This window comes from Sphingomonas sp. (assembly GCF_025362505.1).
Taxonomy (GTDB): domain Bacteria; phylum Pseudomonadota; class Alphaproteobacteria; order Sphingomonadales; family Sphingomonadaceae; genus Sphingomicrobium.
Genome location: NZ_JANYGG010000060.1, coordinates 1 through 12,995, shown reverse-complemented (window position 1 = coordinate 12,995; position 12,995 = coordinate 1). Strand labels below are relative to the sequence as shown.

The following is a 12,995-nucleotide window of genomic DNA, read 5'->3' as shown; positions in this document are numbered from 1 at the left end:
AGCTGGCGAACCTGGGCGCGGACAAGGCGATGGCACAGGACCCCCACCTCGCCAACGGCCTCAACGTGTCGGGCGGCAAGATCCGCCACCAGGCCGTCGCCGAAGCGCTCGATTTGAAGTTCGAAGCGGCGTGAGCCGGCTAGGCAGAACCTGGGGTTGCTAGTGCAATGCCGGCTTCGACCATGGGGCGCCAGCTTGCCTCAGGCGGGGCTGTCGCGAGGATCGTCCGCCATTGCTCGACCGCGCCGGCGCGGTCGCCTGAGCGTATCAGCGCCAAGCCGAGGAAGAAGCGCGGACCGGGGGTATCGGCGGCCAGCGCGATGGCGCGATCGAAGGCGACGCGGGCGGCCGGGGTGAGCATGTCGCTGTGATCGACCAGCGCATTGCCGAAGCCGGTCCATAGCTCGGGATCCTCGGGATGCGCGCGGATCGCCGATTGGATGACTTGCGCCGCCTCCATCGTGTCGCCGCTGCGGGCATAGCTATCGGCAAGAATCAGCCAGCGTTCGGCGGGGGTGAAGGTACCGAAGAACGCGTGGCGCGCGCCGGAAAGGTTGGGCGGTGCCGGCTCGTCGGCGGTGGTTCGGGGGGACGCGCGAAGGGTCGGGCTGCCCTGGAGAGCGTAGCCGGCGGCGCCGAACAGCAGTGTGGCGGCGGCGATGGTGAGGGTCGAGCCGCGCAGCTTGAGGAGCCACAGCAGGGCGAGCGTCGCCGCGACCAGCAGCAGGAGGGCAAACCAGCCGCTCATTTCGCGCCTGTGCGGAAACGGTTGCGGACGAGCCACAGCCCGGCGAGGACGAGCAGCAGCGGCGCGGCCCACAGCGGCCAGGTGAGCGGTTCGACCGGCGGGGCGAAGCTGACCCAGTTGCCGTAGCGCTGGATCAGCCAGACGCGGATCGCGGCGGGTTTCTCCCCGGCGGCAATGCGGGTGCGGACCATCGCGCGCATCGATCCGGCGAGGTCGGCGTCGCTGTCGGCGATCGACTGGCCCTGGCAGACGAGACAGCGCAGCGTCTCCATCAGCGCCTGCGCCTGTATCTCCTGGTGTGGGTCGGGAAGTTGCTCGTTGGCCCACCGCGGTTGGGGCAAGTCGCTGTCGGCCACGGCGGGGGTCGCAAGCAACAGGGCAAGGGCGAGAGCGAGGGCACGCCTCATTTCGCCGCCTCGGCAAGTTCGGCGCGAACCTCGGGCAGGTCGGCCTCGCTAATCCCGCCGATGAACTGGCGGCGGACGATGCCGCGGCGATCGACGACGAAGGTTTCCGGAACGCCCGATGAACCGAGTGCCAGCTGGACCGCGCTGTCGCTGTCGGCGCCGATCGCGCTGAACGGATTACCATATTGGGTGAGGAAGCGGGCGAGCGCTTCGGGACGATCGCGGACGTCGATGCCGACGATCTGAGCACCCTCGCCCTTCAGCCGCAGGAGGAGCGGGATTTCGGTGATGCACGGCACGCACCAGCTGGCAAACATGTTGACGAGATGCGGTTTGGCGCTGGCGAGGTCAGTCGAGGCGAGGCCGGGCTGGCCGGGATTGGCGGCGGGCAGGTTGAAGGCGGGGATTGGCTTGCCGGCAAGGTGCGACGGGACTGCGGTGCTGCCCGGGTGGACGAGCCGCCATACTAACGCGCCGACCAGTGCAAGGAACAGGAGGAAAGGGAGGAAGCGGACGAAGCCCTTCATGCCGCCTTCCCCCGCCGCCAGTCGCGCCTCACGCGGCCGACGAGCGCGAGCGCGCCGCCCAGCGCGATCAGAACGCCGCCGAGCCAGATAAGCGTGACGAACGGCTTCCACCACAGCCGCAGCTGCCAGCGGCCCGTGCCGTCGGGCTTGCCGAGCACGGTGTAGAGCTGGCCGTCCCACAGCGTGGCGATGGCGGTTTCGTTGGTCTCGGTCGGCGGGTCGGAGAAGGTGCGGGCTTGCGGCGCGAGGGTCAGGCGAGTGTCGCCGCGCGACGCGTCGAGGCGTGCTTCGAGCGCGGTCCAGTTGGGGCCGACGACCGGCTGGAGATCGGCGAAGGTAACCGCCCACGGGCCGACGGCGAGCGTCTCTCCGGGGCGGGCGGCGGCGAGCTTCTCGACCGTCGAGCTGCTCTCGATCGCCATGCCGGCGAGCGCGACGGCGACCCCGAAGTGAGCAATCGCCATGCCCCAGGTGGCGAGCGGGATGCGCAGGAGGTTGCGGCCGGCGAGCGGCAGGAGGCTGGCAATGGCGAGGCCCCCGGCAAGCGCGAGGCCAGCGCGGGGGAGCAGGGTCATGTGCGGGGCGACGGCGAAGGTCAGCACGAGGGCGACGAGCGCGGCCGCTGCTCCCGGGATGGCGCGAATGAGTTTCGGCCTGGTGTCATGCCGCCAGCGCAGCAGCGGCGCGAACAGCAGGAAGGCGACCAGCAGCAGCGCGAGCGGACCGGCGGTGGCGTTGAAATAGGGCGGGCCGACCGACAGCTTCTCGCCAGTCATGGCTTCGGCGAGCAGGGGGTAGAGCGTGCCGAGGAGAACGATCCCGAGGATCACCGACAGCAGGAGGTTATTGGCAACGAGGCCCCCTTCGCGGCTCCACAGGGCGAAGCGGGCGCCTTCGCGGACGGTCGCGACGCGGGCGGCGAAAAGGGCCAATGCGCCGCCGATGTAGATGGCGAGCAGGGCGAGGATGAAGCTGCCGCGGGTCGGGTCGACGGCGAAGGAGTGGACCGAGGTCAGCACGCCCGAGCGAACGAGGAAAGTGCCGAGCATCGACATGCTGAACGCAATCACGGCGAGCATCATCGTCCAGGCGCGAAGCCCGCCGCGCGCCGCGAGAACATTGAGGCTGTGCAGCAGCGCGGTGGCGGCAAGCCACGGCATGAGGCTGGCGTTCTCGACCGGGTCCCAGAACCACCAGCCGCCCCAGCCGAGTTCGTAATAGGCCCAGTAGCTGCCCGCGGTGATGCCGAGCGTGAGGAAGATCCACGCGGCGAGCACCCACGGGCGCATCGCGCGGGCGAGCAGCGGGCCGACCTGGCGGGTGAGCAGCGCCGCGACCGCGAGGCTGAACGCAACGGAAAGACCGACATAGCCAAGGTAAAGCGTCGGCGGGTGGAAGGCGAGCCCGGGGTCCTGCAGCAGCGGGTTGAGCCCTCGCCCGTCGAGCGGCGCCGGGTCGAGCCGCGCGAAGGGATTGGAAGCGATCAACAGGAAGGCGAAGAAACCGAGTGCGATCGCCGCCTGCGTGGCGAGCGTGGCGACGGTCATCGCATCGTCGAGGCGGCGTTCGATGAGGGCCAGCGTGGCGCCCGACAGGCCGAGCACCATCACCCACAGCAGCATCGAGCCTTCGTGATTGCCCCACGCGCCGGCGAGCTTGTAGATCATCGGCTTGGCGCTGTGGCTGTTGTGGGCGACGAGCGCGACCGACATGTCGCTGATCGCGAAGCAGGCGAGCAGCGCGGCGAAGGCGACGATGGTCAGCAACCCCTGGGCGACGGCGAGGGCGCGGGCGGGGACCGGTCCGCCGATGCCCTGGCGCCAGTAGCCGAGGCCGAGGAGCAGCTGGAGCACGGCCAGCGCGGCGGCGCACCACAGCGCGGCGAGGCCGGTTTCGGCGATCATTTCGCGAGGGTCCTGGCGGCGCGGTGTTCGGCGGCCTGGTTGCCAAGCTGCGGCGGCATGTAGCGCTCGTCATGTTTGGCGAGGATCGTGTCGGCGGAGAAGGCGCCGCCGGTAACGCGGCCCTCGGCGACGACCCCGCTGCCTTCGCGGAACAGGTCGGGTAGAATGCCGCGGTAGGTAACGGGAACGCGCGCCGGGCCGTCGGTGACGCGAAAGCTGACGGTGACTCCGTCGGCGGCGCGGGTCAGCGAGCCCTTCTCGACCATCCCGCCGAGGCGGACGGTGCGGTCGCCCTGCCCCGCCGCCTTGCCCGACACGATATCGCTCGCGGTGTAGAAATAGGACGCCCGGTCACGCAAACCCCACATCGCGAGCAACACCGCGCCGGTCACCGCGGCGAGCGCGACGAGCAGCAGGATCAGCCGCTGATGCTTGGGCTTCATTCGCCGGTTCGTTTAAGCGTGTCGGCGGACCGCTCGGCGCGGCGCATCGATGACGCGGCCCAAATCAGCAGCCCGGCGGTGGCGAGCAGGGTTACCGCATAGGCGGCGGCGACGAACGGCCACGGGTTCATTCGCTCGACGCCCGGCGGAGGCGCGCCTCGACACGGAGCTCGGCGAGCTCGGCGCGCATGCGCATCAGGACCGCAGCGGCGAACAAGGCGGTGAACCCGAGCATCGTCAGCGGCAACGGCCACAGCAGCGCGGGCGCGATGGTCCAGCCGCCAAGGGTGATGCTCTGCCCCTGGTGGAGCGTGCGCCACCACAGCACCGAATAATGGATGATCGGCAAGTTGATCGCGCCGACCAGCCCGAAGATGGCGGCCATGCGCCCCTCCCCGCCGCGTTCGCGCTCGGCCGACGCCAGCGCGATGTAGCCGAGGTAGAGGAAGAACAGGATCAGCATCGAGGTCAGGCGGCCGTCCCACTCCCACCAGGTGCCCCATGTCGGGCGGCCCCAGATCGATCCGGTGACGAGGCACGCGCCGGCGAAGGTCGCGCCCGCGGGGGCCGTGGCGCGGCCGGCGATTGCCGAGAGCGGGTGGCGCCAGACGAGCTGGCTGACCGAGGCGGCGGCAATCGCGCCCCACCCGGCCATGCCGAGCCAGGCGCTGGGGACATGAATGTAGAGGATACGGACGGTCTCGCCCTGCAGATAGTCGGGCGGGGTGATGAACAACCCGCCGCCGATGCCAGTCGAGACGAGCAGCAACCCGACGCCGAGGCACCACACGGTGGCAGGGCGAGCGAAGCGCAGGAAACGGGCGGGATTGGCGAGAGCGTGCATCGGAGAGTGCCGAGTAGCCCGTCCGGACGCTCGAGGGAACTGCTTTGGGTCTGGCCTGAAGGCGGAATGGCCTAGAGTTGCGCTACCGGATCGTGCGAGACCGGAATCTGCGCGATCTCGTCCTTGCGGCGCTGTTCTTCGGCGCGGAGGCGGTCGCCCTTGATCGAGCGCGAGGCGAGCACATCCCACGCGGCGGCGGCGCGCAGGTGATTGTCGCGGACATTCGCGAGAGCCGAACCTTCGGCGAGCTTTTGCTCGGCATCGCGGCGTGCGGCGAAGAAGAGGGATTGGCTGGACATTGGTCGTCTCCTCTTCGGGGATATGGAAGCTTTTTGAAACGACCCGGCCCCCTCTGACGAAGGGGCCGGGAAGTTCGTTCAGATCTGGCCCCGGAAGGAGCAGACCCGAACCGCTGGTTAGGCGGCCTGGAGGTTGACGGCGCTGACGCGGCCACGACGGTCGGGCTCGAGCTCATACGACACGCGCTGGTCGGTGTTGAGCGTCTGCATGCCGGCGGCCTGAACGGCGCTGATGTGAACGAACGCGTCGTTCGTGCCATCATCGGGCTTGATGAAACCAAAGCCCTTGTCGGTATTGAAGAATTTTACGGTTCCTGAAATCATGTCTGGGGTCCTTTTCCCATGCGGCCGGACGACGATCGTCCGCCAGCTAGAAGCAGCGGAGAAGAGGAAGAGGACTCGTAGAGCCAGACCCGATCAGGCAACTGGTAGCGCACCGAATATAGACGTGACGGTCAAAAAAAGCAAATGAAGAGCTTGGTCAATTACTTAAGTCCGGCCTTTGACAATCAATCGGCGGCCGATGAGCGCCCTATCAGCGCCTGGGCCGTCGCGTCCGCAACCGCAGCCGGGTTGCGGCCCGACGAGGCGCTCTCCACCCATATCTGCTCGAGCCGGCCTGGGATGGCCTCGATCCGCCGACGGACGAGCGAGGCATCTCCGTCGCGGACATATTCGGTCGAGACGTTGATCATCCCGCCAGCGTTGATGACGTAATCGGGGGCGTAGAGGATGCCGCGGGCGTGGATTCGCTCGCCGTCCTCAGGAGTGGCGAGCTGGTTGTTTGCGCCACCGGCGACAATCGGCGTGTTGAGCGCGGCGATCGACTGCTCGGTGAGGATCGCGCCAAGCGCGCACGGGCTGATGACGTCGGCGTCGAGCGACAGGATGTCGGCCGGATCGGCGACCTTGCCGTTGACCTGGGTGGCGAGTGCTTGCGCGCGGGCGGCATCGACGTCGGCGATGGTCAGCTTCGCGCCCTCGGCGGCGGCGTGGAGCGCGACGCCACTGGCGACGCTGCCCGCGCCCTGGAGCGCGATGTGGAGTCCGTCGACGCTGTCCTTGCCGAGCGCGCGCTTGACCGCGGCCTTGATGCCGAGGAATACGCCGAGCGAAGTGTGTGGCCCGGGATCGCCGCCGACCGCGCCGCCGGCGACGGGAAGCCCCGCGACAAAACGCGTCTTGCGCGCAATCTCGATCATGTCGGCGACGGTCATGCCGACGTCCTCGGCGGTGATATATTGCCCGCCCAGCCGGTCGATCGCGGTGCCGAAAGCGGCGAGCTGGCCGGGGGTCTTGTGGCGATCCTCACCGGCGAGAATGACCGCCTTGCCACCGCCGAGCGGGAGCCCGGCCATCGCGTTCTTGTAGCTCATCCCGCGCGACAGACGCAGCACATCGGTCAGCGCGTCGGCGTCGTCGGCATAATGCCAGAAACGAGTCCCGCCCGCGGACGGTCCAAGGTGGGTCGAGTGGACGGCGATGATCGCGCGCAGTCCGGTCGCTTCATCATGGATCAGGTGAAGTGCCTCGTGCGCGTCGAAGTCCGGAAAGCCCCATGGGGTCTGCATGTGGAATATACGCCCTTGAAATCACTGAAAAATGGGGCGATCGACGGGGCTTGAACCCGCGACCCTCGGTACCACAAACCGATGCTCTAACCAACTGAGCTACGATCGCCACGGCGCGTCTGAAGACACCGCCGGCTCCTTATGCGCGGGGGGGATGCTTGGCAAGCGAGCAGGAGTTTGTGCCACAATGAAAAGTCACCGAATCGACACGGCACCGTAATGTCCCTAGAGTTGCGCTGCCAGCCGCAACGGGAAACATTACGCCAGACAATTGCCGCTGATTGTAAGTTCCTTGTGCAGGCTTGATTATAAACAGCTTCGCGCCGAAACAAGAACCGGGAGAGAGGGTGCTGCAAATGGCCAAGAGCCGAAACTCGCCTGTTAATCGCGTAGCTGCTGCGGCGCTCGCGGACACTCTGATTCGGGTCGGGTTGCGACCCGCGCTTGCCCGGCAGCTCGAACAGATGCCGCAGCGCCAGGTGATAGTCGAGCCGCGCCGGCCCTTCCGCGAACCCGGGGTCGCCCGCGACGAAGTGATTATCGTCCAGTCAGGCCTGCTCAGCAAATATATGTCCGATGGCAGCGGGCGGAGGCAGATCATCGCGCTGCGTTTCACCGGGGAAGGCATATTGCCGCGTGAAGGCCAGGCCGATTACGGCATCCAGGCGATCATGCGCAGCGAAGTGCTGATCGGGAAGCGCGAGGATTTCGCCGCAATCGTCGGGACAGATCCAGAATTCGGTCGCTTTTTCATGACGTTGATACAGCGTCATGCAGCGATCGGTTATGAATGGCTGGTCAATTGCGGCCGCCGCGATTCAACTGCACGCGTCGCGCACTTGCTGTGCGAAACAGCCGAGCGGAGCCACATCGACGTCGGGACGCAGGCTTTGATCAATCCGTTCACCCAACAGCAGATCGCTGACATCACCGGCCAGACCTCGGTCAACGTCAATCGGGTGTTCGCCGAACTCGAACGGCAGGGACTGATCCGGCGCAAGGGACGCGAGATCTTTTTCGAGGACTGGACCGAGATCCAGCGCGTCGGCAGCTTCCACGCGGATTATCTGCGCTAGGCCGGGGTCCTCATGGTTGCCCGGCGCGCCGCGACGATGCCGATCATGCTGAGCATCGCCGCTCCGCCGAGATAGGCGCCGACAAGCCCGAGCCCGCCGCGAGTGGCGAGCAGTTGCGCGACCGCCGGGGTGAACCCGCCGCCGATGATTCCGCCGAGGTTGAAGGCGAGCGCGGTCGCGGTGTAGCGGACCCGCGCCGGGTAGAGATTGGTCAGCCACGCCCCGAGCGGGCCGTAAACGAAGCCCATGGTGAACAGCGCCAGCGCGAGAAACAGGAACACCTTGCCGAGCGATCCGCCGCCGAGCAGCGGCGCGAGCGCGACGCCCGAAACGATCGCCCCGACACATCCCCACAGCATCACGGTCGATGGCCGGAAGCGGTCGGAGGCCCAGCCGGCTAATCCGATGCCCGCTGCCAGGAACAGGATCGCGCCGAGCTGTACGGCGAGGAACGACTGGCGGTCATAACCGAGCTTGGTCGTACCATAGCCGAGCGCAAAGGCGGTCGAGAGATAGTAGATGGCGAAGCAGACGATCACGCCGAACGTGCCGGCGATGGTCAGCCCGAGGTGGCCGCGCATGACTTCCGACAACGGGACCGCGGCGGGTGGCGCCTCTTCGAGCGCGGCGCGGAAGGCTGGCGTTTCCACGAGCTTGAGGCGCACCCACAGGCCAAGCGCGACGAGGATCGCACTGGCGAGGAACGGAAGACGCCAGCCCCAGGCAAGGAACTGCGCCGGGGTCAGCATCGCTCCGAGGACAAGGAAGAATCCATTGGCGGCGATGAACCCGATCGGCGCGCCGAACTGCGGCACCGAGCCGAAGCGCCCGCTCCAGCCGGGCGGCGCATTCTCGGTCGCAAGCAGCGCCGCGCCGCTCCACTCGCCGCCAAGACCGAGGCCCTGCGCCAGCCGCAGCAGGCAGAGCAAGGCGGGTGCCGCCCAACCGATCGCGGCATAGGGCGGGAGGAACGCGATCAGGAAGGTCGCGATGCCCATCAGCATCAGCGAGGCGACTAGCGTCGACTTGCGCCCGACGCGGTCGCCGAAATGACCGAACAGGATGCCGCCGATCGGGCGTGCGAGGAACGCCAGGCCGAAGCTCGCATAGGCCGCGAGCAGCTGCGCCGAGGGCGAGGTCGAGGGAAAGAACAGCGGCCCAAACACCAGGCTGGTGGCGGTCGCATAGATGTAAAAGTCATAGAATTCGACCGAGGTGCCGACGAGGCTGGCGAGCAGGATGCGGCGGGTGCCGGGGCTCGCGGCGGGCGCTTCAGTCGGCGTCAAGCATACCCCCGTTATTAACGCCGGGGCATGGTGGGCGCGGCAGGGATTGAACCTGCGACCCCACCCGTGTGAAGGGTGTGCTCTACCACTGAGCTACGCGCCCACGACCGCGTCGGAGGCAAGCGCTTAGGCGAGGCCGAAACTGGTGTCCAGCCTCGCGTCAAGCCTGGCGAACGCGCTAACGAATGGCGTCCTTGAGCAGCTTGCCGGGGCGGAACTTGGGCTGGACGCTGGACTCGATCTGCATCGGATCGCCAGTGCGTGGATTGCGCCCGATCGAGGCCTTGCGGCGAGTCACCGAGAAGTTGCCGAAGCCGACCAGCCGCACTTCGTCGCCACGCTTCAAGGCCGAAGTCACGACCTCGAGCATCGTCTCGACCGCGCGTGCGGCATCGTTACGGGTGAGGCCGGCACGGTCGGCGACCTGGGTAATCAGATCCTGCTTGTTCATCGACATTACGCTCCATGATGCAAGTCAGCCGGGCTGTTCCGGAACTGAGTTTCGCGGTTGGGCGCTGTTAAGAGCAGAGTTGGGGCGAAGTCAAAGCCGGTTGCGACTGGCGGCGTGATCGGATCGACCGGCCGCCAGCATTTCGTTGTGCCTAGTGACGAACGGGTGTGCCCTGCCCCGCCGGATGTGGCAGGTTGATTGGTTCGGCGGCATGCTCGTCGGCCTCGGTCCATTCGATCGGGATCAGCGGAGTCGCCATGGCGCGCGCCAGCACTTCATCGACGTGCGAGACGGGGATGATCGTCAGCGCGTTCTTCACCGAGGCCGGGATCTCGGCGAGGTCCTTTTCATTCTCGGCCGGGATGAGGACGGTGGTGATGCCGCCGCGCAGTGCCGCCAGCAGTTTCTCCTTGAGCCCGCCGATCGGCAGCACGCGGCCACGCAGCGTGACTTCGCCGGTCATCGCGATGTCGCGTCGCACCGGTATGCCGGTGAGGGTCGAGATCATCGCCGTGACCATGCCGATGCCGGCCGACGGGCCATCCTTGGGCACTGCGCCCTCGGGCAGGTGGACGTGGATGTCCTTGCGCGCGAAGATCGACGGCTTGACCCCGTAAGACGGCGAGCGCGCTTTCACAAAGCTCATCGCCGTCGCGATCGACTCCTGCATCACGTCGCCGAGCTTGCCGGTAGTCTTGATATTGCCCTTGCCGGGAACGGTGACCGCCTCGATCGTCAGTAATTCGCCGCCGACCTCGGTCCAGGCGAGCCCGGTGACCGCGCCGACCTGGTCCTCTTCCTCGCCCATGCCATAGCGGTAGCGCAGCACGCCGAGGTAATCGCCGATGTTGTCGGCGGTAAGCGTGACGCTCTCGACCTTTTTCTCGAGGATCTGGCGGAGCGACTTGCGCGCGACCTTTGCCAGCTCGCGTTCGAAGGTGCGGACGCCGGCCTCGCGGGTGTAGTGGCGCAGGATCGCACGCAGGCCATCGTCGGCGAAAATCATCTCGCCGTCCTTAAGCCCGTGGGCCTCAATCTGTTTCGGGATCAGGTGGCGGCGGGCGATCTCGACCTTCTCGTCCTCGGTATAGCCCTCGAGGCGGATGATCTCCATCCGGTCGAGCAACGCCTGCGGCATGTCGAGCGAGTTGGCGGTGGTCACGAACATGATGTCGCTGAGGTCGTAGTCGAGCTCGAGATAATGGTCCTGGAACTTGGCGTTCTGCTCGGGGTCGAGCACTTCCAATAGCGCCGAGGCCGGATCGCCGCGGAAATCCTGACCGAGCTTGTCGATCTCGTCGAGCAGGAACAGCGGGTTCGACGTGCCGGCCCGCTTGAGGTTCGAGATGATCTTGCCCGGGAGCGAGCCGATGTAGGTCCGCCGGTGACCGCGGATCTCGGCCTCGTCACGCACACCGCCGAGTGACTGACGGACGAATTCGCGACCCGTGGCGCGGGCGATCGAACGGCCGAGCGAGGTCTTGCCGACGCCCGGCGGCCCGACGAGGCACAGGATCGGGCCCTTGAGGCGGTTGGTGCGCGCCTGGACGGCGAGATATTCGACGATCCGGTCCTTGACCTTCTCAAGGCCATAATGGTCCTCGTCGAGGATCGCCTGCGCCTCGGCGATGTCGCGCTTGAGACGCGACTTCTTGCCCCACGGCAGACCGAGCAGCACGTCGAGATAGTTGCGCGCGACGGTCGCCTCGGCCGACATCGGCGCCATGCCCTTGAGCTTCTTGAGCTCGCCATTGGCCTTGGTCCGGGCTTCCTTGCTGAGCCTGGTCTTGCGGATCTTCTGGGCGAGATCGGCGAGCTCGTCGGCCCCTTCCTCGCCTTCGTTGCCAAGCTCGCGCTGGATCGCCTTCAACTGTTCGTTGAGGTAATATTCGCGCTGGGTCTTCTCCATCTGGCGCTTCACGCGGCTGCGAATCTTTTTCTCGACCTGAAGCACGCCAAGCTCGCCCTCCATGAAGGCGAACACCATTTCGAGCCGGCGGGCGGGGTGGAGCTCGGCGAGCAGCGACTGCTTGTCCGACACCTTGATCGACAGGTTCGACGCGACCGCATCGGCCAACGACGACGGATCCTCGATCTCGCCGAGCTGAATGCTGGTCTCGGCCGGCAGCCGCTTGTTGAGCTTGGCATAATTGTCGAACTGGTCGATCACCGAACGCATCAGCGCCTGCGCCTCGGGCCCTTCGGCATCGAGGCCGGCAACATCCTCAATCTCGGCCACCTGGTGACCTTCGGGCGAGATCCCCAGCGAGAGCAGGCGAGCTCGGCGGACGCCCTCCACCAGCACGCGAACGGTTCCGTCGGGAAGCTTGAGCAACTGCATCGCGGTAGCAACGACGCCAAGGTCGTAGAGCTGGTCGCGGTCGGGATCATCCTCGGCCGGGTCGAGCTGGGCGACGAGGAAGAGTTCCTTGTCGCTGCCCATCGCCGCTTCGAGCGCGGCGACCGATTTTTCGCGGCCGACGAACAGCGGCACGATGCGGTGGGGGAACACGACGATGTCGCGCAGTGGCAGGATTGGAAGCGTCTGACTCATGATCGACATATGGGATGGCGACGGCGCCAACGCAACGGCGGGCCACCACCTGTCATCGCAGCGTCAGGCAGCGTCTCCGGCCTGTGCCTTCTCCTTGCCCGAATAGACACGGACCGGGTCTTTCAACCCGGCGACGACGTCCTTGTCGACATGAACCTCGTCGACGCCTTCCATCGACGGCAGGTCGAACATCGTGTCGAGCAAAATGCCCTCGATAATCGAGCGAAGCCCACGCGCGCCGGTGCGGCGATCGATTGCCTTCTTTGCAACCGCCGACAAGGCCTCTTCGGTAAAGGCCAGTTCAACCTCCTCCATGTCGAACAGCTTCTGATATTGCTTCACCAGCGCGTTCTTGGGTTCGACTAGAATTTTGACCAGGGCTTCCTCGTCGAGATCCTCGAGTGTGGCGATGACCGGCAGGCGGCCGACAAATTCGGGGATCAGCCCAAATTTCAGCAAGTCCTCGGGCTCGCAGCTTTTAAGTACTTCCCCGGTGCGGCGATCCTCGGGCGCGGCGACATGCGCGCCAAAGCCGATTGACTTGCCCTGGAGGCGGTCGCCGATGATCTTGTCGAGCCCGGCGAAGGCGCCCCCGCAGATGAACAATATGTTGGTCGTATCGACCTGGAGGAATTCCTGCTGCGGATGCTTGCGCCCGCCCTGCGGCGGTACCGAGGCGGTGGTGCCTTCCATTAGCTTGAGTAGCGCCTGCTGGACGCCCTCACCCGACACGTCGCGGGTGATTGAGGGATTGTCCGACTTGCGGCTGATCTTGTCGATTTCGTCAATGTAGACGATCCCGCGCTGGGCTTTCTCGACGTTGTAATCCGACGCCTGGAGCAGTTTGAGGATGATGTTCTCGACATCCTCGCCGACATAGCCGGC

General features: G+C 66.5%; 15 protein-coding genes, 2 tRNA genes and 1 pseudogene. 2 read left to right on the top strand and 16 right to left on the bottom strand.

Going from position 1 to position 12,995, the window contains the following annotated elements:
* A pseudogene (locus tag Q0R27_RS04940) lies at positions 1–134 on the top strand (alanine dehydrogenase); the annotation flags it as partial.
* A 5-nt stretch (positions 135–139) separates the two neighbouring features.
* Here Q0R27_RS04940 and Q0R27_RS04935 read toward each other — a convergent pair.
* The 11 genes from Q0R27_RS04935 to Q0R27_RS04885 form a co-directional block, all read right to left on the bottom strand.
* Complete coding sequence (locus Q0R27_RS04935; RefSeq protein ID WP_293941640.1) at positions 140–748, bottom strand: tetratricopeptide repeat protein; 609 nt, start codon at positions 746–748, stop codon at positions 140–142.
* The gene (locus tag Q0R27_RS04930) at positions 745–1,155 is read right to left on the bottom strand and encodes a cytochrome c-type biogenesis protein (RefSeq protein WP_293941638.1); all 411 of its coding nucleotides are present in this window, start codon (positions 1,153–1,155) and stop codon (positions 745–747) included. The genes Q0R27_RS04935 and Q0R27_RS04930 overlap by 4 nt, the downstream gene beginning before the upstream one ends.
* Positions 1,152–1,682: a redoxin family protein gene (locus Q0R27_RS04925; RefSeq protein ID WP_293941635.1), complete on the bottom strand. Its 531-nt coding sequence runs from the start codon at positions 1,680–1,682 to the stop codon at positions 1,152–1,154. The genes Q0R27_RS04930 and Q0R27_RS04925 overlap by 4 nt, the downstream gene beginning before the upstream one ends.
* A complete protein-coding gene (locus Q0R27_RS04920; protein ID WP_293941632.1) occupies positions 1,679–3,586 on the bottom strand; it encodes a heme lyase CcmF/NrfE family subunit in 1,908 nt (635 codons plus the stop codon). The genes Q0R27_RS04925 and Q0R27_RS04920 overlap by 4 nt, the downstream gene beginning before the upstream one ends.
* A complete protein-coding gene (gene ccmE / locus Q0R27_RS04915; RefSeq protein ID WP_293941629.1) occupies positions 3,583–4,029 on the bottom strand; it encodes a cytochrome c maturation protein CcmE in 447 nt (148 codons plus the stop codon). The genes Q0R27_RS04920 and ccmE overlap by 4 nt, the downstream gene beginning before the upstream one ends.
* On the bottom strand, positions 4,026–4,160 hold the full coding sequence (gene ccmD / locus Q0R27_RS04910; protein WP_293941626.1) for a heme exporter protein CcmD: 135 nt from the start codon (positions 4,158–4,160) through the stop codon (positions 4,026–4,028). The genes ccmE and ccmD overlap by 4 nt, the downstream gene beginning before the upstream one ends.
* On the bottom strand, positions 4,157–4,873 hold the full coding sequence (gene ccmC / locus Q0R27_RS04905) for a heme ABC transporter permease CcmC (protein WP_293941624.1): 717 nt from the start codon (positions 4,871–4,873) through the stop codon (positions 4,157–4,159). The genes ccmD and ccmC overlap by 4 nt, the downstream gene beginning before the upstream one ends.
* A gap of 71 nt (positions 4,874–4,944) precedes the next feature.
* Entirely contained in the window at positions 4,945–5,172 is a 228-nt protein-coding gene (locus tag Q0R27_RS04900) for a hypothetical protein (protein ID WP_293941621.1), read from the bottom strand.
* A gap of 117 nt (positions 5,173–5,289) precedes the next feature.
* Positions 5,290–5,496, bottom strand: a complete 207-nt coding sequence (locus tag Q0R27_RS04895) for a cold-shock protein (protein WP_293941618.1) — start codon at positions 5,494–5,496, stop codon at positions 5,290–5,292.
* Between the two features lie 185 nt (positions 5,497–5,681).
* Positions 5,682–6,743, bottom strand: a complete 1,062-nt coding sequence (locus Q0R27_RS04890; RefSeq protein WP_293941615.1) for a Glu/Leu/Phe/Val dehydrogenase dimerization domain-containing protein — start codon at positions 6,741–6,743, stop codon at positions 5,682–5,684.
* A 32-nt stretch (positions 6,744–6,775) separates the two neighbouring features.
* A tRNA-His gene (locus Q0R27_RS04885) sits at positions 6,776–6,852 on the bottom strand.
* Positions 6,853–7,207: 355 nt separating this feature from the next.
* Here Q0R27_RS04885 and Q0R27_RS04880 point away from each other — a divergent pair.
* Positions 7,208–7,819: a Crp/Fnr family transcriptional regulator gene (locus Q0R27_RS04880; protein WP_293941612.1), complete on the top strand. Its 612-nt coding sequence runs from the start codon at positions 7,208–7,210 to the stop codon at positions 7,817–7,819.
* Here Q0R27_RS04880 and Q0R27_RS04875 read toward each other — a convergent pair.
* The 5 genes from Q0R27_RS04875 to clpX all read right to left on the bottom strand — a co-directional run.
* Positions 7,816–9,105 carry an MFS transporter gene (locus tag Q0R27_RS04875; protein ID WP_293941610.1) on the bottom strand — a complete coding sequence of 430 codons (1,290 nt, stop codon included), beginning with the start codon at positions 9,103–9,105 and terminating at the stop codon, positions 7,816–7,818. The genes Q0R27_RS04880 and Q0R27_RS04875 overlap by 4 nt on opposite strands.
* A 28-nt stretch (positions 9,106–9,133) precedes the next feature.
* Positions 9,134–9,208 (bottom strand) — tRNA-Val (locus Q0R27_RS04870).
* A gap of 75 nt (positions 9,209–9,283) precedes the next feature.
* Positions 9,284–9,556: an HU family DNA-binding protein gene (locus Q0R27_RS04865; RefSeq protein ID WP_293941607.1), complete on the bottom strand. Its 273-nt coding sequence runs from the start codon at positions 9,554–9,556 to the stop codon at positions 9,284–9,286.
* Between the two features lie 151 nt (positions 9,557–9,707).
* Positions 9,708–12,110, bottom strand: a complete 2,403-nt coding sequence (lon, locus tag Q0R27_RS04860) for an endopeptidase La (RefSeq protein ID WP_293941604.1) — start codon at positions 12,108–12,110, stop codon at positions 9,708–9,710.
* Positions 12,111–12,173: 63 nt separating this feature from the next.
* A partial coding sequence (clpX, locus tag Q0R27_RS04855) for an ATP-dependent protease ATP-binding subunit ClpX (protein WP_293941601.1) occupies positions 12,174–12,995 on the bottom strand: 822 nt, incomplete at its 5' end.